The sequence below is a fragment of the Pseudomonas knackmussii B13 genome (assembly GCF_000689415.1).
GTDB classification, from domain to species: domain Bacteria; phylum Pseudomonadota; class Gammaproteobacteria; order Pseudomonadales; family Pseudomonadaceae; genus Pseudomonas; species Pseudomonas knackmussii.
Genome location: NZ_HG322950.1, coordinates 5,828,453 through 5,848,467, shown reverse-complemented (window position 1 = coordinate 5,848,467; position 20,015 = coordinate 5,828,453). Strand labels below are relative to the sequence as shown.

General features: G+C 68.4%; 17 protein-coding genes. 6 read left to right on the top strand and 11 right to left on the bottom strand.

All coding sequences use genetic code 11. From position 1 onward, the window contains the following. Positions 1-113: 113 nt before the first annotated feature. Complete coding sequence (locus PKB_RS27225) at positions 114-1,013, bottom strand: LysR family transcriptional regulator (protein WP_043256240.1); 900 nt, start codon at positions 1,011-1,013, stop codon at positions 114-116. 110 nt (positions 1,014-1,123) lie between these two features. Here PKB_RS27225 and PKB_RS27220 point away from each other — a divergent pair, with 110 nt between their 5' ends. From PKB_RS27220 to PKB_RS27205, 4 genes are all read left to right on the top strand, one after another. Beyond that, positions 1,124-2,359, top strand: a complete 1,236-nt coding sequence (locus tag PKB_RS27220) for a 3-hydroxyacyl-CoA dehydrogenase (RefSeq protein ID WP_043256238.1) — start codon at positions 1,124-1,126, stop codon at positions 2,357-2,359. Between the two features lie 2 nt (positions 2,360-2,361). After that, entirely contained in the window at positions 2,362-4,152 is a 1,791-nt protein-coding gene (locus PKB_RS27215; protein ID WP_043256236.1) for an acyl-CoA dehydrogenase C-terminal domain-containing protein, read from the top strand. A 233-nt stretch (positions 4,153-4,385) separates the two neighbouring features. Continuing rightward, the gene (locus PKB_RS27210) at positions 4,386-4,643 is read left to right on the top strand and encodes a type II toxin-antitoxin system Phd/YefM family antitoxin (RefSeq protein ID WP_043256234.1); all 258 of its coding nucleotides are present in this window, start codon (positions 4,386-4,388) and stop codon (positions 4,641-4,643) included. After that, entirely contained in the window at positions 4,624-4,938 is a 315-nt protein-coding gene (locus PKB_RS27205) for a type II toxin-antitoxin system RelE family toxin (protein WP_043256233.1), read from the top strand. The genes PKB_RS27210 and PKB_RS27205 overlap by 20 nt, the downstream gene beginning before the upstream one ends. Positions 4,939-4,980: 42 nt before the next feature. Here PKB_RS27205 and PKB_RS27200 read toward each other — a convergent pair whose 3' ends face one another. Genes PKB_RS27200 through PKB_RS27190 form a run of 3 tightly spaced genes read right to left on the bottom strand, consistent with a single transcriptional unit; the run spans position 4,981 to position 7,616 of the window. Further along, a complete protein-coding gene (locus PKB_RS27200) occupies positions 4,981-5,502 on the bottom strand; it encodes a dihydrofolate reductase (protein WP_043256231.1) in 522 nt (173 codons plus the stop codon). 33 nt (positions 5,503-5,535) lie between these two features. Further along, positions 5,536-6,597 (bottom strand): hypothetical protein, encoded by a 1,062-nt coding sequence (locus PKB_RS27195; RefSeq protein ID WP_052355402.1) that lies wholly within the window; start codon positions 6,595-6,597, stop codon positions 5,536-5,538. After that, positions 6,594-7,616 carry a hypothetical protein gene (locus PKB_RS27190; protein WP_043256229.1) on the bottom strand — a complete coding sequence of 341 codons (1,023 nt, stop codon included), beginning with the start codon at positions 7,614-7,616 and terminating at the stop codon, positions 6,594-6,596. The genes PKB_RS27195 and PKB_RS27190 overlap by 4 nt, the downstream gene beginning before the upstream one ends. Before the next feature lie 170 nt (positions 7,617-7,786). Between PKB_RS27190 and PKB_RS27185 the strand changes: the two genes are divergently transcribed. Together PKB_RS27185 and PKB_RS27180 are read left to right on the top strand one after the other, a co-directional pair. Next, a complete protein-coding gene (locus PKB_RS27185) occupies positions 7,787-9,178 on the top strand; it encodes a DUF2868 domain-containing protein (protein WP_043256228.1) in 1,392 nt (463 codons plus the stop codon). Beyond that, positions 9,171-10,544, top strand: a complete 1,374-nt coding sequence (locus tag PKB_RS27180; protein WP_043256227.1) for a GTPase/DUF3482 domain-containing protein — start codon at positions 9,171-9,173, stop codon at positions 10,542-10,544. The genes PKB_RS27185 and PKB_RS27180 overlap by 8 nt, the downstream gene beginning before the upstream one ends. Before the next feature lie 49 nt (positions 10,545-10,593). Here PKB_RS27180 and PKB_RS27175 read toward each other — a convergent pair whose 3' ends face one another. The 7 genes from PKB_RS27175 to ilvD form a co-directional block, all read right to left on the bottom strand. Further along, the gene (locus PKB_RS27175) at positions 10,594-11,061 is read right to left on the bottom strand and encodes a metallophosphoesterase family protein (protein ID WP_156958098.1); all 468 of its coding nucleotides are present in this window, start codon (positions 11,059-11,061) and stop codon (positions 10,594-10,596) included. A 4-nt stretch (positions 11,062-11,065) separates the two neighbouring features. Next, on the bottom strand, positions 11,066-12,520 hold the full coding sequence (locus tag PKB_RS27170) for an anion permease (protein WP_043256225.1): 1,455 nt from the start codon (positions 12,518-12,520) through the stop codon (positions 11,066-11,068). Between the two features lie 28 nt (positions 12,521-12,548). Further along, complete coding sequence (locus PKB_RS27165; protein ID WP_043256224.1) at positions 12,549-13,811, bottom strand: complex I 51 kDa subunit family protein; 1,263 nt, start codon at positions 13,809-13,811, stop codon at positions 12,549-12,551. Continuing rightward, entirely contained in the window at positions 13,808-15,475 is a 1,668-nt protein-coding gene (locus tag PKB_RS27160; RefSeq protein ID WP_043256222.1) for an FAD-binding protein, read from the bottom strand. The genes PKB_RS27165 and PKB_RS27160 overlap by 4 nt, the downstream gene beginning before the upstream one ends. Position 15,476: 1 nt before the next feature. Then, positions 15,477-16,124, bottom strand: a complete 648-nt coding sequence (locus PKB_RS27155) for a 2Fe-2S iron-sulfur cluster-binding protein (RefSeq protein ID WP_043256220.1) — start codon at positions 16,122-16,124, stop codon at positions 15,477-15,479. Between the two features lie 176 nt (positions 16,125-16,300). Continuing rightward, complete coding sequence (locus tag PKB_RS27150; protein WP_043256219.1) at positions 16,301-17,680, bottom strand: nucleobase:cation symporter-2 family protein; 1,380 nt, start codon at positions 17,678-17,680, stop codon at positions 16,301-16,303. Between the two features lie 387 nt (positions 17,681-18,067). Next, positions 18,068-19,906: a dihydroxy-acid dehydratase gene (gene ilvD, locus PKB_RS27145; RefSeq protein WP_043256218.1), complete on the bottom strand. Its 1,839-nt coding sequence runs from the start codon at positions 19,904-19,906 to the stop codon at positions 18,068-18,070. Positions 19,907-20,015 lie beyond the last annotated feature (109 nt).

Genomic DNA, 20,015 nt, shown 5'->3' with positions numbered 1-20,015 from the left:
GCGAACGCGGGGATCCAGAAGCTACGTAGGAGCAGATCTCATCCGCGAATCGTGCCGGACTGCCCGGCTATCGCGGACAAGGTCCGCTCCTACAAAAACCGTCTATGCCGACATCAGCGCGGCGCCGTCTCGACGACCTGCTCGACCAGCCACTGCAACGCCACGTCGCGCTCGCGCTGGGCGAGGTACACCAGCTCCAGGTGGAACTGGCCGACGTCGAAGGGCAGGTCCAGCACCTGCAGCGGCAGCAGGCGGGCGAAGTGTTCGGCCAGGCGTGTCGGCAGCACCGTGAGCAGGTCGCTGGAGGCCACCAGATGCGCGGCTTGCAGGTAGTTGGGGGTGACGTAGGCGATCTGCCGCTTCAGCCCCTGGCTGGCCAGCCACTGGTCGACCATGCCCTTGGTCTGCCCGCCCGACACCCACAGGTGGCGCTGGCCTAGGAAGGTCGGCAAGTCGATCGTGCCTTGCACCTCGGGATGCCCCTTGCGGACCAGCAGGCGCAGCGTCTCGTGGGTCCAGCTGCGGCGCTGGAAGCGTGCGGGGATGTCCTCGAAACGCCCCAGCACCAGGTCCAGGTCGCCCTTGTCCAGCGCCTCGACCGGCAGGCTCGGGCTCAGGTGGCGCACGTCCAGGGCCATGCCTGGTGCTTCGGTTCCGAGGCGCTGCAAGAGTGCTGGCATGCACAGCAGTTCGGCGTAGTCGGTCAGCGCCACCGTGAAGCGCTGGCGGCTGCGCGCTGCGTCGAAGCTTTCGCCACCGCTGAGACTTTGCTGGATGCGCTGCAACGCTTCGCGGATCGGCGCTTCCAGTTCCAGCGCACGGGCGGTCGGCTGCATGGCGCGGCCGACGCGCACCAGCAGCGGATCGTCGAGCAGCTCGCGCAGGCGGTTCAGTGCGTTGCTCACCGCCGGCTGGCTGAGGGCCAGGCGCTCTGCCGCGCGGGAAACGCTGCGTTCGCGCAGCAAGGCGTCGAGCACGCGGAGCAGGTTGAGATCGAAGGTGTTCGTATTCATCCGCCGAATACTGCGCATCACAAGACTAAATTTCAAAAATAATTGGATCTTTCCTAAGGTGTCTGACGCTTTTTCGCTCAAACGCCCGTTCGCAGAACAAGAGGAAGACCATGAGCCAGACCCCTTCGATTCGCACTGCCGCCGTGATTGGCGCCGGCACCATGGGCCGCGGCATCGTCATGTGCCTGGCCAACGCCGGCGTGCAGGTGCAATGGCTGGACAACAACCCGCAGATGCTCCTGCAGGCCCAGGGCGCGGTGGCCGACACCTACGCCCACAACGTGCGTCAGGGCCGCATCGACGAGGCCGAAGCAGCGGCCCGCCGTGCACGCATCTCGCCAGCGGAGAACTACGCGGCGATCCGCGAGGCGGACCTGGTGATCGAAGCGGTCTACGAGAACCTCGAACTCAAGCAGGCGATCTTCCGCGAGCTGGATGCGGCGCTGAAGCCCTCGGCGATCCTCGCCAGCAACACTTCCTATCTCGATATCGACGCCATCGCCGCCGTCACCAAACGTCCGTCGCAGGTGCTCGGCCTGCATTTCTTCAGCCCGGCGCACATCATGAAGCTGCTGGAGATCGTGCGTGGCGCCAGGACCGCGCCGGCCGTGCTCGACGCAGCGCTGGAGCTGGGCAAGCGCATGGGCAAGGTGAGCGTCGTCGCAGGCAACTGCCACGGCTTCATCGGCAACCGCATGCTGGAGAAGTACGTGCAGGAATCGCGCCGGCTGATCCTCGAAGGCTCGCTGCCGTACCAGGTGGATGCGGCCATCCAGGGCTTCGGCTTCGCCATGGGCCCGTTCCGCATGTTCGACGTGGTTGGCATTGACCTCGAATGGCGCGCCCGCGAGCTGGCCGGCAAGGGCCAGGACGCACCGACCGTGCAGGTCGACAACCGCCTGTGCGAGATGGGCCGCTTCGGCCAGAAGAGCGGCAACGGCTTCTACCACTACGAGCCGGGCAGCCGGCAGGCCGAGCACGACCCTGAGGTCGATGCGCTGGTGCTGCGCGAATCCGAGCGGCTGGGCTACGCGCGCCGCGACATCGGCCCGGAGGAAATCCTCGAGCGCTGCCTGCTGGCGCTGGTCAACGAGGGCGCGAAGATCCTCGACGAAGGCATCGCCTCGCGCAGCGCCGACATCGACACCGTCTACCTCAACGGCTACGGCTTCCCCGCCGACAAGGGCGGTCCCATGGCCTGGGCCGATGCCCAGGGCCTGCCGACCATTCTGGCGCGCTTGCGCGACCTCGCCGGGCAGCACGGTGCGCACTGGCAGCCGGCCGCGCTGATCGAGCGCCTGGCCGCCGCCGGCCAGCGCTTCGCCGACGTACAAAAGGAGCATTGATCGTGAGTTACCAGGCACCCCTGCGCGACATGCGCTTCGTCATCCATGAACTCTTCGACGCCACCGCTCACTGCGAACTGCTCGGCAACGGCCTCGACCGCGAGCTGATCGACGGCGTGCTGGAAGAGGGCGCGCGCTACACCGGCGAAGTCGTCGCGCCGCTGAACCGCAACAGCGACGAGCAGGGCGCGACCCTGCACGACGGCGAAGTCACCACGCCTGACGGTTTCCGCGAGGCCTACAAGCAGTACTGCGACAACGGCTGGGCGAGCATGACCGGCCCGGTCGAGTTTGGTGGCCAGGGTTTCCCGCAGCTGGTCGCGGCGAACTTCCACGAGATGCTGATGGCCGCCTCGCTGTCCTTCCGCGTCTATTCCGGCCTGACCGAGGGTGCTGTGCTGGCGCTGTACAAACACGGCAGCGCCGAATTGCAGCGCGATTACCTGGCGAAGATGGTCAGCGGTGTGTGGACCGGCACCATGTGCCTCACCGAACCGCAGGCCGGCACCGATCTCGCGCTGTTGCGCACCCGCGCCGAGCCGCAGGCCGACGGCAGCTACCAGGTCAGCGGCAGCAAGATCTTCATCAGCGGCGGCGAACAGGACCTCTCGGAAAACATCGTCCACCTGGTGCTGGCGCGCCTGCCGGACGCCCCGGCCGGGGTGAAGGGCATCAGCCTGTTCCTCGTGCCGAAATTCATCGCCAACCCCGACGGCACGCCCGGCGCGCGCAACGCGCTGAGCTGCGGCGCCATCGAGCACAAGATGGGCATCAAGGGCGCTTCCACCTGCGTGATGAACTTCGACGGCGCCACCGGCTGGCTGCTCGGCAACGCCAACCAGGGCCTGGCCTGCATGTTCACCATGATGAACGACGCGCGCTTCCAGGTCGGCCTGCAGGGCCTGGGCATCGCCGAGCGCAGCTTCCAGGGCGCCCTGGCCTATGCCCGCGAGCGCCTGCAATCGCGCGCGCTGACCGGCCCCGCGCAGCCGCAGAAGCCCGCCGATCCGATCATCGTCCACCCTGACGTGCGTCGGATGCTGCTGACGCAGAAGACCCTCACCGAAGGCAGCCGCATGCTCGCCGCGCTCTGCGCCCGCGAGCTGGACCTGGAGCACGGCCATCCCGATGCGGAGGCGCGCAAGGCTGCGTCCAAGCGCGCGGCGCTGCTGATCCCCTTCGTGAAGTCCTTCCTCACTGACATGGGCCAGGAAGTGGCCAGCCTCGGCGTGCAGGTCTACGGCGGCCATGGCTTCATCCGCGAATGGGGCATGGAGCAGCTGATGCGCGACAGCCGCATCACGCAGATCTACGAAGGCACCAACGGCATCCAGGCGCTCGACCTGATCCGCCGCAAGCTGCTGGGCGACGGCGGCGCCGAACTGACGGCGCTGATCGGCGAACTGGCCGCCGTGGCGGAAACCCAGGCTGCGCAACCGGCCCTGGCCGGCATGGCCGAGACGCTTCGCCAGCGCCTGCTGGAGTGGCGCGTGCTCACCGCCGAGGTGATCGCCGCCTGCCAGCGCGACCCGCAGGAGATTGGCGCGGTGTCGGTGGACTTCCTGCAGTACTCCGCCTACGTACTGCTCGGCGGGCTCTGGCTGCAGGCTGCCGGCGTGGCCCAGAAGGCACTGGATGCGGGGAGCGGCGAGGCCGACTTCTACCGCGCCAAGCTGGCCAGCGCCGACTTCTACCTCCGTCGCATCCTGCCGCGCGCGAGCATGCACCGCGAGGCCCTGCTGGGCGGCGCCGGTTGTCTGATGGCGCTGGACGAGGCGCACTTCGCCTTCTGAGGATGGAAAGAAAAATCGCCGCTCCGGGAAACCGGGGCGGCGTTCTTATTTGTGCGGTGCAAGGTTTCCTAAGAGGCGCTAGCATCGCTAATAGGGTTCTATGGTGCCTTGAATAGTGCTTTTACGAGTACTATATTTGGTGTCTTAATGTTCTGCCTACTCTACAGGCAGTACTGGATTCGGGCCAAGGATGGTTCACCACACCGGGCCGCATGACGCGGCAGGAGAATGAAATGGCACACGCTATGTTGGCTGACGTTGCGGCCTCCATCACTGAGCTGAAGAAAGACCCCATGGGGACGGTAGGGGCCGGTATGGGCCACGCTGTTGCGATCCTCAACCGCAATGAGCCGGTGTTCTATGTCGTTCCTGCGGATGAGTACGAGCGGATGGTCGAGTTGCTTGACGACATCTACCTGGGGCGCCTCGCAGATGAGCGTGCGGATGAATCGACGGTGACGGTAACCCTGGATGACCTCAAGGACTGGTGACGCAGAGAAGCACTACGAGCTCCGATTCAAGGCCTCGGCCAAGAAAGAATGGGACAAGCTCATTGGTCCCGTGAAACAACAGCTACATGCCAAGCTGGCCGAGCGGCTGAAGAACCCGCGGGTGGAGTCGGCCAAGCTACACGGCCAGGACCAGAAGGACCGCTACAAGATCAAATTGCGGTCATCTGGTTATCGGCTGGTCTATCAGGTCTACGACGACATCGTGGTCGTTGAGGTCATCGCGGTAGGCAAGCGCGAACGCGGCAGCGTCTACGAGAACGCTCGGAAGCGCTGAACGGAAGAGGCCGCTGTCCAGCGGCCTTTGGAATCTCCGCTCTCAGGCCAGTTCCCACACCTCGAAGGAGTAGGCCGGGGTTTCCGCCGTCGGCTCGTGGTCGATGCTCGAGGCCAGGCGCCAGCGGGTGGCTTCCACTTCGGGGAAGTGCGCGTCGCCTGCCGGGCTCAGCGCCACGCGGGTCAGGTACAGGCGCTCGGCCTGCGGCAGGGCTTCGCCGTAGAGCTGCGCGCCGCCGATCAGCATCAGTTCCTCGGCTTCCTCTTCGCGTGCCCAGGCGTCGGCGCGTTCCAGCGCGGCGTCCAGGCTGGTGAAGACTTCCGCGCCTTCCAGCTGCAAATCGGCCTGGCGGCTGACCACCAGGTTGAGCCGGCCCGGCAGCGGGCGGCCGAGGGAGTCCCAGGTCTTGCGGCCCATGATCACCGGCTTGCCCAGGGTCATCGCCTTGAAGTGCTTGAGGTCGGCCGGCAGGTGCCAGGGCAGGCGGTTGTCGACGCCGATCACGCGGTTTTCGGCGAGGGCGGCGATCATGGCCAGCGGCAGGCGGGAAGGGGCTTGGGACATCGTGGCTCCACTCTCGGTTTCAGGGGCGTGGGTTCAAGGTGATCCGACGGCGGCAGAGGATACCAGCCGGGCGGAGGTGGTGTCGTTGCTGTACGGCGGAACGCGCATGAAGAAGGTGCCGTCCTCGTTGACCTGGGTGATGCCGGTGGACAGCACCTTGCGGTAGTCCTTGAGGTTGAACACCAGCGTCTGGCCGGGCTGCTCGGCCTTGAGCAGCACCTGCGAGTAGGTGATGAGGATCTCGAAGATCTTCAGGTCGCCCGACTGCAGCCAGACGTACGACGGCCCGGCCTGGGTCGGTGGCTCGAAGCGCGGCGCCGGGCTGCCGGCCGGTCGGGCGAAGCGCAGGTGCAGGCCCTTGTCGTCGAGCCAGGCGGCGTCGACATGGCCGTCGATGCCCACCAGTGGGAACACCTGGTGGTAGTTCAGGCGCATGGCGTTGTCGCGCAGCAGGGCGCCGGGGCGCTCCAGTCTGACCAGCGAATCCAGGTGCAGGCCGACCAGGCTCATGGCGCCGTAGGCAGGTACGCCGAGGACCTTCACCTGGTCCGGCTGGTAGAGGATCTCGTCGCCTTCCAGCTTCACCCCGCCGGACAGCCGCAGCGGCAGCCAGGGGCCGATGCCAAGCGGCTGTACCTCGCCGCTGACCAGCAGGCGGTCGCCATCCAGGCTCATGCTGAAGTTACGCAGCATGCTCTGTGGATAAGCCAGGATGCGCTGGTTGAACAGGTTGGCCAGCTGCTGGGGGTTGAGGATCACCTCGCCTTCGCTGACTTCGATGCGCATGTCCTGCGGGCGGTCGAAGTCCACCGGTTCGCCGGTCTTGAGCGGCACCAGCCAGCCTTTCAGCTCGGGGCTGTGGAAGCCGATGCCGCCTTCGAAATACATGTCCACGTCGTGCAGCAGCAGGCCGACGCCGTCCTGGCCGGAATCGCGCATGCCGCCGGGGCGGCTGGCGGCGTGCCCGGCGTCCGGCGGGGTCTGCTGGAACCAGCCCTGGCGCAGCAGGTGCAGTTCTTCCTGCTGGCGCTCGATGGCGCTTTGCGCCTGGGCCATCAGCGGCAGGGCGAGGAGCAGGGGCAAGAGGCGCTTCATAGGGCTTTCTCCTCGGGCGCGGGCGCCTTCACCGGCGACACGGCGATGTGCACCATGCCGTCCTGGCGCAGGCGAATCTCGCCGTACTGCAACTGGCGGCGGTAGTCGTAGAGGTTGAACAGCAGCGGCTGCTCGGGGCTCAGGCTGGTGAACAGCGCATAGGCCTTGACCAGGATGGTGCGCGCCATCTTGATGTCGCCGCCCTGGATGAACATGTAGCTTTCCGGCGCGTTCAGCTGTGGCCATTGCAGGCTGGCCAGGTCGTCGCCGAGCAGCAGGTCCATGCCGCCGTCGGCCAGCTTCAGGCTGCGCACGGCGAACTCCAGGCGCGGCGGTGGGAAGAGGCCGTCGAGGTCGACCAGGATGCGGTTGCCGGTCAGTTGCATGTGCGCGGTGTGCAGTTGCAGCACCTCGGACATTTCGATGGAAGCGGCCTCGAGCGAGGGCGTGACGTCGATGCCATCGACGAAGATCTGCTTGGGCACCAGCGCCACCTTCAGCGGCCCGGCCTGCTCGATCCCGGTGAGCATCCGCAGTGGCCGCCAACGGCCCTTGCGCAGCAGCTCGCCGCGCACTTCCTGGCCGTTCTTGCGGGTGCTCAGCACCAGGTTGCGTACCGGTGCATTGGCGTTGCGCAGTTCCTCGTTGAGCAGGGTGGCGAGGGTGGCGTCGGCGACGAAGATGTCGCCGGCCTGGATGCGCGCGACCATCGCCTTGGGATCGTCGAGCAGCAGCGGCGTGCCCTTCGGCCCGTTGGAGCTCATGCGGATCAGCATGCGGCGAATGAAGAAGCCGATGTCGTCGTGGATGCGGAAGTCGGTATGGCTTATCCACAGCTTCGATTCGTCGCTGTCGGAGGCGCGCTGGCCGACCGTCGCGTCCAGCTTGCGCGGCGGCACCGCCTGCATCAGCGGGGTGTCGGGGCCCCAGTCGGAGGGGCGCACCGGCGGTGTTTCGACGGCAGCGGCGGTACCGCAGACGAGCAGCAGGAGCAGGGCGCAGGGCAGGATGCGCGGCATGGCGGGCCTCGTTGTTCTTATTCTGGCGAGTCTTCGCACCCTATACCCGCGCAGGCGCCGGGTAAGCCCCTCCTTGGTTGGGTCGCGGCGGGCCGGTGTTACCCCGCCGGGCGGACGAGTGGCGGTGCAGGGGTTATGCTTGCCGGCCAGGAACCCGCATCGGAGACCCCGTGAGCGACAGCGCCCCATCCTCCCCCTTCGATCGACTCTGGCTGTGCGAGGCCGTGCGCCTGCGCGAGGAGCAGGCCGGCGCGCTGGAAGACGCCGAGGCCAACCGCCGCGCCATTGCCGCCGGCGGCGAGCTGCCCCGGCGCATCGAATCCCGCGCCCTCTGGCTGGCCGCCCGCGACCAGCTCGACAGCGCCCTGCGCCTGTGGAAACAGGGCGCGCAACTGGCCTTCTACCTGCTCGTGGTCCTCGCCCTGCTCAGCGGCGGCGGCCTCGCCCTGGCCGCGCTCGGCGATGGCCAGCGTCCGGTCAACGTGTTCTGGGCATTGGCCAGCCTGCTCGGCCTGGACCTGCTGATGCTGCTCGGCTGGGCCTGCGGTTTTGCCCTTGGCGGCGGCGAGGCGGCCGGCGCGCTCGGGCGACTGTGGCTATGGCTGAGCGGCAAGCTCGCGCGCGATGCCCAGGCCGCGCAGCTGGCGCCGGCGCTTCTGGTGCTGCTCGGCCGCCAGCGCCTGACCCGCTGGGTGCTCGGCATGCTGGTCCACGGCCTCTGGCTGCTGGCCCTCGGCGCCGCGCTGGTGGTGCTGCTGGCGCTGCTGTCGACGCGGCGCTACGGCTTCGTCTGGGAGACCACCATCCTCGGCGGCGACACCTTCGTCTTCCTCACCCACGGCCTCGGCACGTTGCCGGCGCTGCTCGGCTTCCCGCTGCCGGACAGCGAGCTGGTGCGCGCCAGCGGCGATGCCCTGGTGGCCAGTGAAGCGGCGCGCCACGCCTGGGCCGGCTGGCTGGTGGGCATCCTGCTGGTCTACGGCCTGCTGCCGCGCCTGGTGCTCTGGCTGGTCTGCCTGTGGCGTTGGCGCAGTGGTCGCGCGGCGTTGCGCCTGGACCTCTCGCTGCCCGGCTACAGCCTGCTGCGCGAGCGCCTGCTGCCGAGCAGCGAGCGACTGGGTGTGAACGACGCCGCTCCCGCCAATCTGGTCGAGCCGCAGGCGCAGAACCCCGCTGCCAGTGCCGAGGGCGCGCTGCTAGTGGCCATCGAACTGGATGACAGCCAAGCCTGGCCGCCGAAGCTGCCGGCCGGAGTAGCCGATGCCGGCGTACTCGACGACGGTGCGCAGCGCCGCCGTCTGCTGGAGCAACTGACGCGCTATCCGCCGGCGCGCCTGGCCATCGCCTGCGACCCACGGCGCTCGCCGGATCGCGGCACCCTGGCGCTGATCGCCGAGCTGTCGCGCTGCGCCGGCGCCACCCGTGTCTGGCTGCTGCAACCGCCGGCTGGCGCTGCGCTGGACGGCGATCGCCTGGCCGACTGGCACGCGGCCATCGACAAACTCGGCCTGCGGCACAGCGGCGCGTCCCTGCTGGGCTGGCTGGAGAGCGGACATGACTGAGCCCCTGCGGCTGGCCGTGGTCGGCCACACCAACGTCGGCAAGACCTCGCTGCTGCGCACCCTGACCCGCGATGTCGGCTTCGGCGAGGTTTCCCATCGCCCCAGCACCACCCGTCACGTCGAAGGCGCGCGGCTGTCGGTGGACGGCCAGGCGCTGCTGGAGCTGTACGACACCCCCGGCCTGGAAGACGCCATCGCCCTGCGCGACTACCTCGATGCGCAGGAGCGCCCGGGCGAACGCCTCGACGGCCCGGAGAAGCTACGCCGCTTCCTCGACGGCAGCGAAGCGCGCGGGCGCTTCGAGCAGGAGGCCAAGGTGCTGCGCCAGTTGCTCGCGTCGGATGCCGGGCTCTATGTGATCGACGCCCGCGAGCCGGTGCTCGCCAAGTACCGCGACGAACTGGCAGTGCTCGCCGGCTGCGCGCGGCCATTGCTGCCAGTGCTGAACTTCGTCGCCGCCAATGAACATCGCGAGGAGCAGTGGCGCGAAGCGCTGTCGCGTCTTGGCCTGCACGCGCTGGTGCGCTTCGACAGCGTTGCGCCGCCGCTGGACGGCGAGCGTCGGCTCTACGAGAGCCTGGCCCTGCTGCTGGAGAAGTCGCGGCCGCAACTGGAGCGCCTGATCGACGACCACGAGGCCCAGGCCGTGGCCCGCCGCGAGGCCGGCGCGCGACTGATCGCCGAACTGCTGCTGGACGTGGCCGCCTGCCGCGACCTGGTACCCGGCGATGCCGCGGCGATCAGCCAGGCCACAGAGGCACTGCGCGACCGCGTGCGCAAGCGCGAGGAAGCCTGCGTGCAGGCGCTATTGCGGCTGTACGCGTTCCGCAAGGACGACGCCCGCGCCGCCGACCTGCCGCTGCTCGACGGTCGCTGGGGCGACGACCTGTTCAACCCGGAAACCCTGCGCCAGCTCGGCGTGCGCCTGGGCGGCGGCGTGGCAGCTGGTGCCGCTGCGGGCGCCGGCATCGACCTGCTGGTGGGTGGCCTGACCCTGGGCGCGGCCACCGCTCTCGGTGCATTGGCCGGCGGCGCCTGGCAGACCTTCGGCCACTACGGCCAGCGGTTGATGGGCAAATTGAAAGGGCAGCGCGAACTCTCGGTGGACGACAGCGTGCTGCGCCTGCTCGCCCTGCGGCAGCGCCAGTTGCTGGCGGCATTGCAGACCCGCGGGCACGCGGCGATGGAGGCTATCCGCGTGGCTTCGCCGGAGGACAAGCAATGGCGCGAGGGCAAGCTGCCGGAAGTCCTGCGTAAGGCACGCGCACACCCGGAGTGGTCGACGCTCAATGGCCACAAACGCGTGGAGAAGAGCGAGCGCCAGGAGCAGGTGGCGAAGCTCGCGGAGCAACTGCTGGAGCCTTGACCCTGTGTAGGAGCGCGCCATGCGCGCGAATCGCGGCCATGGGCCGCTCCTACAGGGTGATCATCTCCACCTCGGCACGTCCTTCACTGATCGTCAGGATCGCCAGCGAGATCGGCAGCTTGAACCGGCGCGGCCCGGCGCTGCCGGGGTTGAGGTAGAGCACCCCGTCGCGCACTTCGTTCAACGGCTTGTGCGAATGCCCGGCCAGCACCAGGTCGAAACCCTCGGCGCGCGGGTCGATGCTCAGCTGCTTGAGGTCGTGGATCAGGTATAGACGCAGCCCGCCGAATTCCAGGCAGAGGGTTTCCGGCAGTGCTTCGGCCCAGGCGTCGGTGTCGTTGTTGCCGCGCACCACGTTCAGCGGCGCCAGTTGGCGCAGGGCATTGAGGATTTCCGCTTTGCCGATGTCGCCCAGGTGCAGCAGCTGATGGCAGCCGCGCAACCGCTCCAGCGCCTCGGGCCGGAGCAGGTTGTGGGTGTCGGCGATCACGCCGATGCGCAGGGGTGGTTTGGTCATGCAGTCAGCCGAATACAGCCATCATCCAGGGGGCGCCGAGGGCCAGCAGCGTGAAGAGGAAGAGCGCGCCGAAGATCGACCCCAGGCGCCAGTAGTCCGCGCTCGGCAGGTAGCCGCTGCCGTAGTACACCGGGCTCGGCCCGGTGCCGTAGGGCGTGATGATACCCATCAGGCCGAGGGATGTGCCGAGCAGCAGGGCGAACACCTGCAGGTCGATGCCGGGAATGCCCATGCCGGCGGCGAGGATCACCGGCAGCAGCGCCGTGGTGTGCGCCGTGGAGCTGGCGAACAGGTAGTGCGCCAGATAGAACACGCTGACCAGCACCAGCATGGCCGTGGTGGGGCTGAGGCCGCTCATGTGGGTGGCCACCAGTTGGCCGAACCAGCTGACGAAGCCGACCTTGCTCAGGCCGCCGGCCAGCGCCACCAGGGTGGCGAACCAGGCGAAGGTGTTCCAGGCGGCGCGGTTGCCAAGCACGTCGTCCCAGGTCACCACGCCGGTCAGCAGCATCGCCACCAGCACCAGGATGCCGACCAGCGCAGGGTCGAGCCAGGCGGCGGCGAAGACCCAGGCCGCCAGCGCGGCGAGCACCAGCACCAGCAGAATGATTTCCTTGCGCGACAGCGGGCCGAGGGTGCGCAGCTCTTCGGCGGCCCAGGCCGGGACCTTGTCGTTGCGCTTGATCTGCGGCGGGTACAGCCAGTAGGCGAGCAGCGGCAGCAAGGCGAGCAGGAGGAAGCCCAGGGGCGCGAAGGCGACGAACCAGTTCCACCAGCTCAGGTGCACGTGCGCGGTCTTTTCCACCAGCGCGGCGGCCAGCAGGTTGGGCGCCAGGGCAGTGAGGAACATCGAGCTGGTCACGCAGGTGGAGGCGATGCCGACCCACATGATGTAGGAGCCGATCTTCCGCGCGCTCGGGTCGTTCGGCCGCGAGTCGTACAGCGGCGGCAGGTTGCTGATCACCGGGAACACGGTGCCGCCGCTGCGCGCGGTGTTCGACGGGGTGAAGGGCGCCAGGGCGAGGTCGGCGAGCATCACCGCGTAACCCAGGCTCAGGGTGCGTCGGCCCATGGCTTTCACCAGCAGCAGGGCGATGCGTCGGCCGAGGCCCGTGCGCTCGTAGCCGAGGGCGAACATGAAGGCGGCGAAGATCAGCCACACGGTGCTGTTGGAGAAGCCCGTCAGCGCCCAGGCGAGCGCCTCGGTGGCGGGCTTGAAACCGGGGCTCGCCAGTTGCTCGGGGCTGAACAGCACCCAGGGCGCGAGCGCGGCGACCACGGCGATGCCGATCAGGCCTAGCACCGCGCCGGGCAGCGGTTCGAGGATCAGCCCGAGCACGACTCCGGCGAATATCGCGAAGAAGTACCAGGCGTGCGGCGCCAGTCCGGCGGGCGCCGGGATGGCCGCCAGGGCCAGCGCGAGCAGCGCCGGGAGGAGGTAGTTCCAGGAGAGTTTCATGATGCGTCCTGAAGAATGAGCGAACCGATCAGCCGCCTCGCGGGTAGTCGAGCAGCTGCTGGCGATACTCGTCGCCGAATTGTTCGAGGGAGCTGCGCACCACCGTGACGGCGCCGTCCACCAGCGCGCAGCGGCCGCTGCCGGGGAGCAGCTCGCAGAGGCTTTCCAGGGCGCGCAGGTCCTTGGTCACGCCGCTGCCGGTGTCGATGCGGCGCAGCAGGCGCGAGAGCTGGTAGGTGCCGGTCTTGCACGGCGGGCACTGGCCGCAGGAGCCGGCGGCGAAGAAGTCGACGTACTCGGCGACCTTGCGCACGATGCTGGTGCCGGCGGAAATCACGATCATCGCGCCGGTGCCGAGGCTGGAGTGGCGGTCGCGCAGGCTGTCGAAGTCGAGCGCCACGTCGAGGTCGGCGGCGGTCAGCAGGGTGTTCGAAGGGCCGCCGGTGAACACTGCCTTGAAGGGCCGGTCGAGGAGCATGCCGCCGCCCTGGCCGAACACCAGTTCGCGCAGGCTGATGCCCATGGGCAATTCGTAGAGGCCCGGGCGCAGCACGTCGCCGGACAGCGAATAGAGCTTGCTGCCATGCGCTTGGCCACGGCCGAGGGCTGCGTACCAGTCGGCGCCATTGCGCAGGATGTGCGGGACGTTGGCCAGGGTCTCGACGTTGTTGACCAGCGTCGGTCGGCCGTCCACGCCCTGTTCGGCCGGGTAGGGCGGCTTGCTGCGGGGGAAGGGGAAGCCGCCTTCGATGCTGGCGATCACCGCCGTTTCCTCGCCACCGATGTAGAGCCCGGAGCTCTCCACCACGTGCAATTCCAGCGGGCGGCCAAGAGCGCCGCACAGCTCGTCCCAGAGGGCGTGCTGGCGCCATTGCTGGACGGCCTCGCGCAGGCTTGCCAGCGATGCCCTCTGGTGCGGGTTCACGTACAACCGAAGCTGATTGGCGCCGACCGCGAGCGCGGCGATCAGCGCGCCCTCGATGACCTGGTGCGGGCTGCGCTCCAGCAGGACGCGATCCTTGAAGGTGCCGGGCTCGTCCTCGTTGCCGTTGCACAGCACGTACTTGTCCTGTCCGCCGGGCTGCTCGGCGACGGCGGCCCATTTGCGCCAGGTGGGGAAGCCGGCGCCGCCCATGCCGCGCAGGTCTGCCTGGCGCAGCAGTGGGATGATCGCCGCAGGATCGCTGAGGGCGCGTCGTAGTCCCAGACCGCCGTTGCCGGCGAGCCAGGCCTGGAGGTTGGCGCCTACTTGCGCGGAAGGGGCGAGCAGGACGGGGGTGAACTCGCTCATGGCGCGGTCTCCGGGTTGCCGGGCAGGGCCGCGTGACGCTGGCCGGTCGCGGTGCCGCGCAGGCTGGCGTCGGCGCGCAGGTCGAAGTTGCCGTAGGGCGGGAACAGCAGGGGGCCGCGCACGTCCACCGGCAAGCCGGCGAGGGTCAGCTGGCGCTGCCAGTCGTAGAGGTGGAACAGCCCGACCTTGGGCGCCGGTTTGCTCTCGGCGGTGCTCGCCGCGTGGGCGCCGGCGCGGCGGCCGAAGGTGATGATCTCCAGCAGGGCGTTGCCCATCATGCGGTTGCGCCCGTGGATGCCGCCGCTGACTTCGCCGGCGCAATACAGGCCGGGCACCGTGGTGGCGCCGTACTCGTCGATCCCCACGCCGCCGTTCTGGTAGTGCAGTGTCGGGCGCACCAGCAGGGGTTCGCGGGTGGGGTTGATGTTGCTGCGCGCGGCCAGGTGGCAGAGGCTCACCAGGCGCTGGCGCAGCAGGCCGGGGAAGCGGCGCTCCAGGCCCGGGGTGTCGAGGAACACGCCAGCCAAACCGTCGCGCTCGATGCCGCGGCCTTCGGCGCATTCGCGGAGGATGGCGGCGGCCACCACGTCGCGCGGCTGCAGCTCGTCGATGAAGCGCTGGCCCTCGCCGTTGACCAGCCAGGCGCCGGCGGAGCGCGCTGCCTCGGAGATCAGCCCGCCGAGCAGGTGCGACGGCCAGGCCAGGCCCGTGGGGTGGTACTGGAAGGAGTCCAGCTCGCGCAGCCGGGCGCCGATGCGGTAGGCCAGCACCAGGCCGTCGGCGGTGGCGCCGTAGTGGTTGGAGGTGGGGAAGTCGTTCAGGTGCAGCCGCCCGGCGCCGCCGGTGGCGAGGATCACCCGGCTGGCGCGGACCAGGATGAAGCCGTGCCGTTCCAGGTTGTAGAGCACCGCGCCGACGCACTGGCCGTTCTCGTCGGACAGCAGCTCGACCAGCGGGCAGCGGTTCCACAGGGTGATGCGCGGTTCGAGCTCCACCGCCTCGCGCAGCACGCGCATCATTTCCAGGCCGGTGTAGTCGCGGTACGAGAGGATGCGCGCGCGGCTGGCGCCGCCGGGCTTCTTGCGCAGCAGCTTGCCGCCCATGGGGCCGCCTTCGGCGAGGTCGAAGAGCATGCCCTGGGAAATCAGCCAGCGAATGGTTTCCGGGCCCGATTCGGCCAGGCGTGCCACCAGGGTGCGGTCGGCGCAGAAGTGGCCGGTGCGCAGGGTGTCCTCGAAATGCTGCTGGAGGCTGTCGTCGTCACCGACAGCGGCCTGGATGCCACCTTCGGCCATCACCGTGTTGCTGTCGCCCGAGCGCAGTTTGGTCGCCAGCAGCACGCGAACGCCCTGTTCCGCGGCGGTGATGGCGGCCGCGCAACCGGCACCGCCGGCACCGATCACCAGGACATCGGTGTTGACCACCGGGGCGCCGGCGAGGTCGGCGTCGTCCACCTGGCTGTTGCTCTGCAGCAGGCGCGCCAATGCCAGCGGGCACTGCTCGCCACGGTTGGCGCCAATGGCCAGGGGCACGCGGCTGCCGGGGCGGTAGTCGGGGTGGTGGGCGTCGAGCAGGCCCTGCTTGTCGGCCAGCGCCGGTGGCTCGCCGCAATCGCCCTGGCGCAGCGCGTCCAGCGCCTGGAGGTAGGGAATGCCTTGGTCCATTTCAGTTCACCTCCGCGTCTGGGTCGACGCGTTGCTCGCCCTTGTCGATCTGCCAGAGGCGCTGCGTCAGGTCCGAGGGGCGGAACGCCACCGCCGCGCTCAGGCGGCGAACGTAGAGCCCCAGGTGGTTGGGCGAGATGTGCTCGGGGCAGGCGATGGTGCAGAGGTTGCACATGATGCATTCGTCGAACACCCAGGCCGCCGAGAGGTCGCCGGCCGCCGCGAGGTTCACGCCCTTCTGCACCTCCAGGCGCCCCGGGTGCTGGGGGCGGGCGCGGTCGCACCCGCCGCAGTGGCGGCAGTGGCTGGCTTCGGGGAAGGTCGCGTGCAGGCGCTCCTGGATGCTCCAGGTTTCCTGCCAGTCGGCGGGGCTGTAGGGGTGGTGGCGGGCGGAGGGCTGGTGGTCGAGGAAGCTGACCTGCATGCCGTCTTCGACCTGGGTTTCACAGGCCAGCGCGGTAGTGACCTCGGCCGAGCCGGCGCGGCGCAGCAGCACGCGGCACGAGCCGCAGACGCCCTGGCCCATGCAGCCGACGCCATCGGTCAGTGCGCGGCCGCCGTCGAGCAGGGCCTGCAGGATCGAGCGGCCTTGGCTGGTGCTGATGGTTTCGCCGTCGATGCTGACGGTCAGCGCGGCTTCCTGATTCATCGAACCCCCGTTTGGCACAGTGGGAGGGCTGCCCTGGGGCAGCGGGATGAAGAGCGTGGGCGCTTGTCGGCGGCCTTGTCCTGATCTGGCTCAAGGCATCTCGGATTTGCCCCCTGTGCGGGGCGCGCAGCCCCACGGATTGCCCGTGAGGCTGTCAGTCAGGTCTGATTTTCGCGTCAGGCCTGTGCCTTTGCCTCCGGCAGGAACCAGTTCAGCAGCAGGGCGCAGATGCCGCCAGTGGCGACACCGGACTCCAGCACGTTGCGCAGGGCGGCCGGCATGTGCGCGAGGAACTCTGGCACCTGCGACACGCCCAGGCCGAGGGCCAGGCTGACGGCGATGATCAGCAGCGCGCGACGGTCGAGCTGGATGCCGGCGAGGATGTTGATGCCCGAGGCTGCGACCGCGCCGAACATCACCATGGCCGCGCCGCCGAGCACCGGCTCGGGCACCGCCTGGATGATCCCGGCGACGCTGGGGAAGAGGCCGAGGACGATCAGCATCGCAGCGATCCACAGGCCGATGTGGCGGCTGGCCACGCCGGTCAGCTGGATCACGCCGTTGTTCTGCGCGAAGACCGAGCTGGGGAAGGTGTTGAACACCCCGGCCAGCAGCGAGTTGGCGCCGTTCACCAGCACCCCGCCCTTGATCCGCTGCATCCACAGCGGGCCTTCCACCGGCTGCTTCGACACCTTGCTGGTGGCGGTGACGTCGCCGATGGCTTCGAGCGAGGTGACCAGGTAGATCACCAGCATCGGGATGAACAGGCTCCAGGAGAAGCTCAGGCCGAAGTGCAGCGGGGTCGGCACCTGGAACAGCGCGGCCTGGTGCATGCCGGTGAAGTCCAGTCGGCCCAGGTAGCCGGCCAGCGCGTAGCCGACGGCGAGGGCGATGACGATGGCGCCGCTGCGCATCCACACCACCGGGATGCGGTTGAGCGCGACGATGATCGCCAGGACGCTGCCCGACAGCAGCAGGTTCTCGCTATTGGCGAAGGTGCCGTTGCTCATCGCCGAGAAGCCGCCGCCCATGCTGATCAGGCCAACCTTGATCAGGGTCAGGCCGATCATCAGCACGACGATGCCGGTCACCAGCGGGGTGATCAGGCGCTTCACGAACGGCAGGATGCGCGATACGCCCATCTCGATGAAGGAGCCGGCCATGACCACGCCGAAGATCGCCGCCATCACCTGCTCGACCGGCGTGCCCTGCTTGACCATCAGCGCGCCACCGGCGATCAGCGGGCCGACGAAGTTGAAGCTGGTGCCCTGGACGATCAGCAGCCCGGCGCCGAAGGGCCCGAAGCGCTTGCACTGGACGAAGGTGGCGATGCCAGAGATGACCAGCGACATCGACACGATCAGGTTGGTGTCGCGCGGCGACACGCCCAGCGCCTGGCAGATCAGCAGGCCGGGGGTGACGATGGGGACGATGATCGCCAGCAGGTGCTGCAACGCGGCGAGCAGGGCGATGGGCAGGGCGGGGCGGTCTTCCAGGCCGTAGACCAGGTCGCGCTGGTTCGTGTCGGCGAGGACGGGGGTTTCCTGGGAACTCATGGCGGCAGTCCGAAAAAAAGAGCGGAATTTTACGGGGCTGGGCTTCGATCGGACAGTGGCATAGGACAGGCGTGGGGATTTTCGTAGGAACGAAGGGGCGCCCCGTCCTTGCTCGCAAATGGCGACTCCCGGATGCGCGGGCGTTTCGCTCCTACGGGTTTCTGGGTGATTCCCCTTCGGGCCAGCGCAAGCGCTGTTCGCGATGAAGCCGGGTCCCGCGTTCGCGGGGATGACGCAGGAGAGTACGAATCTTAATCCCGTCACTCCCGCGAACGCGGGAGCCCAAAAGACAGTTGCTCCTACGCGTTCTCTGGGGGCAAGCGCTCGTTGCAGCAGGGAAAAGAAAAAGCCCGGCACTAGGCCGGGCTTCTTCGTGACGCGGGACGATCAGCCTTCCAGCATCGCCTTGTTGCGCACCGCGCCCTTGTCGGCGCTGGTGGCGAGCAGGGCGTAGGCCTTGAGCGCGGTGGTCACCTTGCGCGCGCGCGGGGCGGCCGGCTTCCAGCCTTTCTTGTCCTGCTCGGCGCGGCGGGCGGCCAGTTCTTCATCGCTCACCAGCAGGTTGATGCTGCGGTTGGGGATGTCGATCAGCACCTTGTCGCCGTCCTTCACCAGGCCGATGGCGCCGCCAGCGGCGGCTTCCGGCGAGGCGTGGCCGATCGACAGGCCCGAGGTGCCGCCGGAGAAGCGGCCGTCGGTGAGCAGGGCGCACGCCTTGCCCAGGCCCTTGGACTTCAGGTAGCTGGTCGGGTACAGCATTTCCTGCATGCCCGGGCCGCCTTTCGGGCCTTCGTAGCGGATGATCACGATGTCGCCGGCCTTCACCTCGTCGGCGAGGATGCCTTTCACGGCGCCGTCCTGGCTCTCGAAGATCTTCGCGGTGCCTTCGAACACGTGGATGGATTCGTCCACGCCGGCGGTCTTCACCACGCAGCCGTCGAGGGCGATGTTGCCGTACAGCACGGCCAGGCCGCCCTCCTGCGAGTACGCGTGCTCGACGCTGCGGATGCAACCTTCGGCGCGGTCATCGTCCAGGGTGTCCCAGCGGGTGCTCTGGCTGAACGCGACCTGGGTCGGGATGCCCGCGGGGCCGGCCTTGAAGAAGGTGTGGACCTTCTCGTCCTTGGTTTGGGTGATGTCCCACTGGGCGATGGCGTCGGCCATGCTCGGGCTGTGCACGGTGCTCACGTCGGTGTGCAGCAGGCCGCCACGGGCCAGCTCGCCGAGGATGGAGAAGATGCCGCCGGCGCGGTGCACGTCTTCCATGTGGTACTTCTGGATGTTCGGCGCGACCTTGCACAGCTGCGGCACCTTGCGCGACAGGCGATCGATGTCGCGCAGGTCGAAGGCCACTTCCGCCTCCTGGGCGGCGGCCAGCAGGTGCAGGATGGTGTTGGTCGAACCGCCCATGGCGATATCGAGGGTCATGGCGTTCTCGAATGCCTTGAAGTTGGCGATGTTGCGCGGCAGCACGCTGTCGTCGCCTTCGCCGTAGTAGCGCTGGCACAGCTCGACGGCCAGGCGGCCGGCACGCAGGAACAGTTGCTCGCGGTCAGCGTGGGTAGCCAGGGTGGAGCCGTTGCCCGGCAGCGACAGGCCCAGGGCCTCGGTCAGGCAGTTCATCGAGTTGGCGGTGAACATGCCGGAGCAGGAGCCGCAGGTCGGGCAGGCGCTGCGCTCGTACTCGGCGACCTTCTCGTCGGAGCAGGAGTCGTCGGCGGCGACGACCATGGCGTCGACCAGGTCCAGGCCGTGGTTGGCCAGCTTGGTCTTGCCGGCTTCCATCGGGCCGCCGGAGACGAACACCACCGGGATGTTCAGGCGCAGCGCGGCCATCAGCATGCCGGGGGTGATCTTGTCGCAGTTGGAGATGCAGACGATGGCGTCGGCGCAGTGGGCGTTGACCATGTACTCCACGGAGTCGGCGATGATCTCGCGGCTCGGCAGCGAATACAGCATGCCGTCATGGCCCATGGCGATGCCGTCGTCCACGGCGATGGTGTTGAATTCCTTGGCCACACCGCCGTGCTTCTCGATCTCGCGGGCGACCAGCTGGCCCAGGTCCTTCAGGTGCACGTGGCCGGGCACGAACTGGGTGAAGGAGTTGGCAATGGCGATGATCGGCTTCTTGAAGTCTTCGTCCTTCATCCCGGTGGCGCGCCAGAGGGCGCGGGCGCCGGCCATGTTGCGGCCGTGGGTGGAGGTTTTCGAGCGGTAATCGGGCATGACGAGTTCCTGCGGCTAATCAGGTAACGGTAAGAGTCTTATCGTGAGCGTCGTACGAAGGACATGCAAACGGCAGATGGAGCTGCATGTTCGGAGGGGGCTGCAAGGC

What these genes read in the sequence shown, in the direction of transcription:
- PKB_RS27225 (WP_043256240.1), bottom strand. Translation starts at nt 1,013, where the DNA reads ATGAATACGAACACCTTCGATCTCAACCTGCTCCGCGTGCTCGACGCC.
- PKB_RS27220 (WP_043256238.1), top strand. Translation starts at nt 1,124, where the DNA reads ATGAGCCAGACCCCTTCGATTCGCACTGCCGCCGTGATTGGCGCCGGC.
- PKB_RS27210 (WP_043256234.1), top strand. Translation starts at nt 4,386, where the DNA reads ATGGCACACGCTATGTTGGCTGACGTTGCGGCCTCCATCACTGAGCTG.
- PKB_RS27205 (WP_043256233.1), top strand. Translation starts at nt 4,624, where the DNA reads ATGACCTCAAGGACTGGTGACGCAGAGAAGCACTACGAGCTCCGATTC.
- PKB_RS27200 (WP_043256231.1), bottom strand. Translation starts at nt 5,502, where the DNA reads ATGTCCCAAGCCCCTTCCCGCCTGCCGCTGGCCATGATCGCCGCCCTC.
- PKB_RS27195 (WP_052355402.1), bottom strand. Translation starts at nt 6,597, where the DNA reads ATGAAGCGCCTCTTGCCCCTGCTCCTCGCCCTGCCGCTGATGGCCCAG.
- PKB_RS27190 (WP_043256229.1), bottom strand. Translation starts at nt 7,616, where the DNA reads ATGCCGCGCATCCTGCCCTGCGCCCTGCTCCTGCTGCTCGTCTGCGGT.
- PKB_RS27180 (WP_043256227.1), top strand. Translation starts at nt 9,171, where the DNA reads ATGACTGAGCCCCTGCGGCTGGCCGTGGTCGGCCACACCAACGTCGGC.
- PKB_RS27175 (WP_156958098.1), bottom strand. Translation starts at nt 11,061, where the DNA reads ATGACCAAACCACCCCTGCGCATCGGCGTGATCGCCGACACCCACAAC.
- PKB_RS27170 (WP_043256225.1), bottom strand. Translation starts at nt 12,520, where the DNA reads ATGAAACTCTCCTGGAACTACCTCCTCCCGGCGCTGCTCGCGCTGGCC.
- PKB_RS27165 (WP_043256224.1), bottom strand. Translation starts at nt 13,811, where the DNA reads ATGAGCGAGTTCACCCCCGTCCTGCTCGCCCCTTCCGCGCAAGTAGGC.
- PKB_RS27160 (WP_043256222.1), bottom strand. Translation starts at nt 15,475, where the DNA reads ATGGACCAAGGCATTCCCTACCTCCAGGCGCTGGACGCGCTGCGCCAG.
- PKB_RS27155 (WP_043256220.1), bottom strand. Translation starts at nt 16,124, where the DNA reads ATGAATCAGGAAGCCGCGCTGACCGTCAGCATCGACGGCGAAACCATC.
- PKB_RS27150 (WP_043256219.1), bottom strand. Translation starts at nt 17,680, where the DNA reads ATGAGTTCCCAGGAAACCCCCGTCCTCGCCGACACGAACCAGCGCGAC.
- ilvD (WP_043256218.1), bottom strand. Translation starts at nt 19,906, where the DNA reads ATGCCCGATTACCGCTCGAAAACCTCCACCCACGGCCGCAACATGGCC.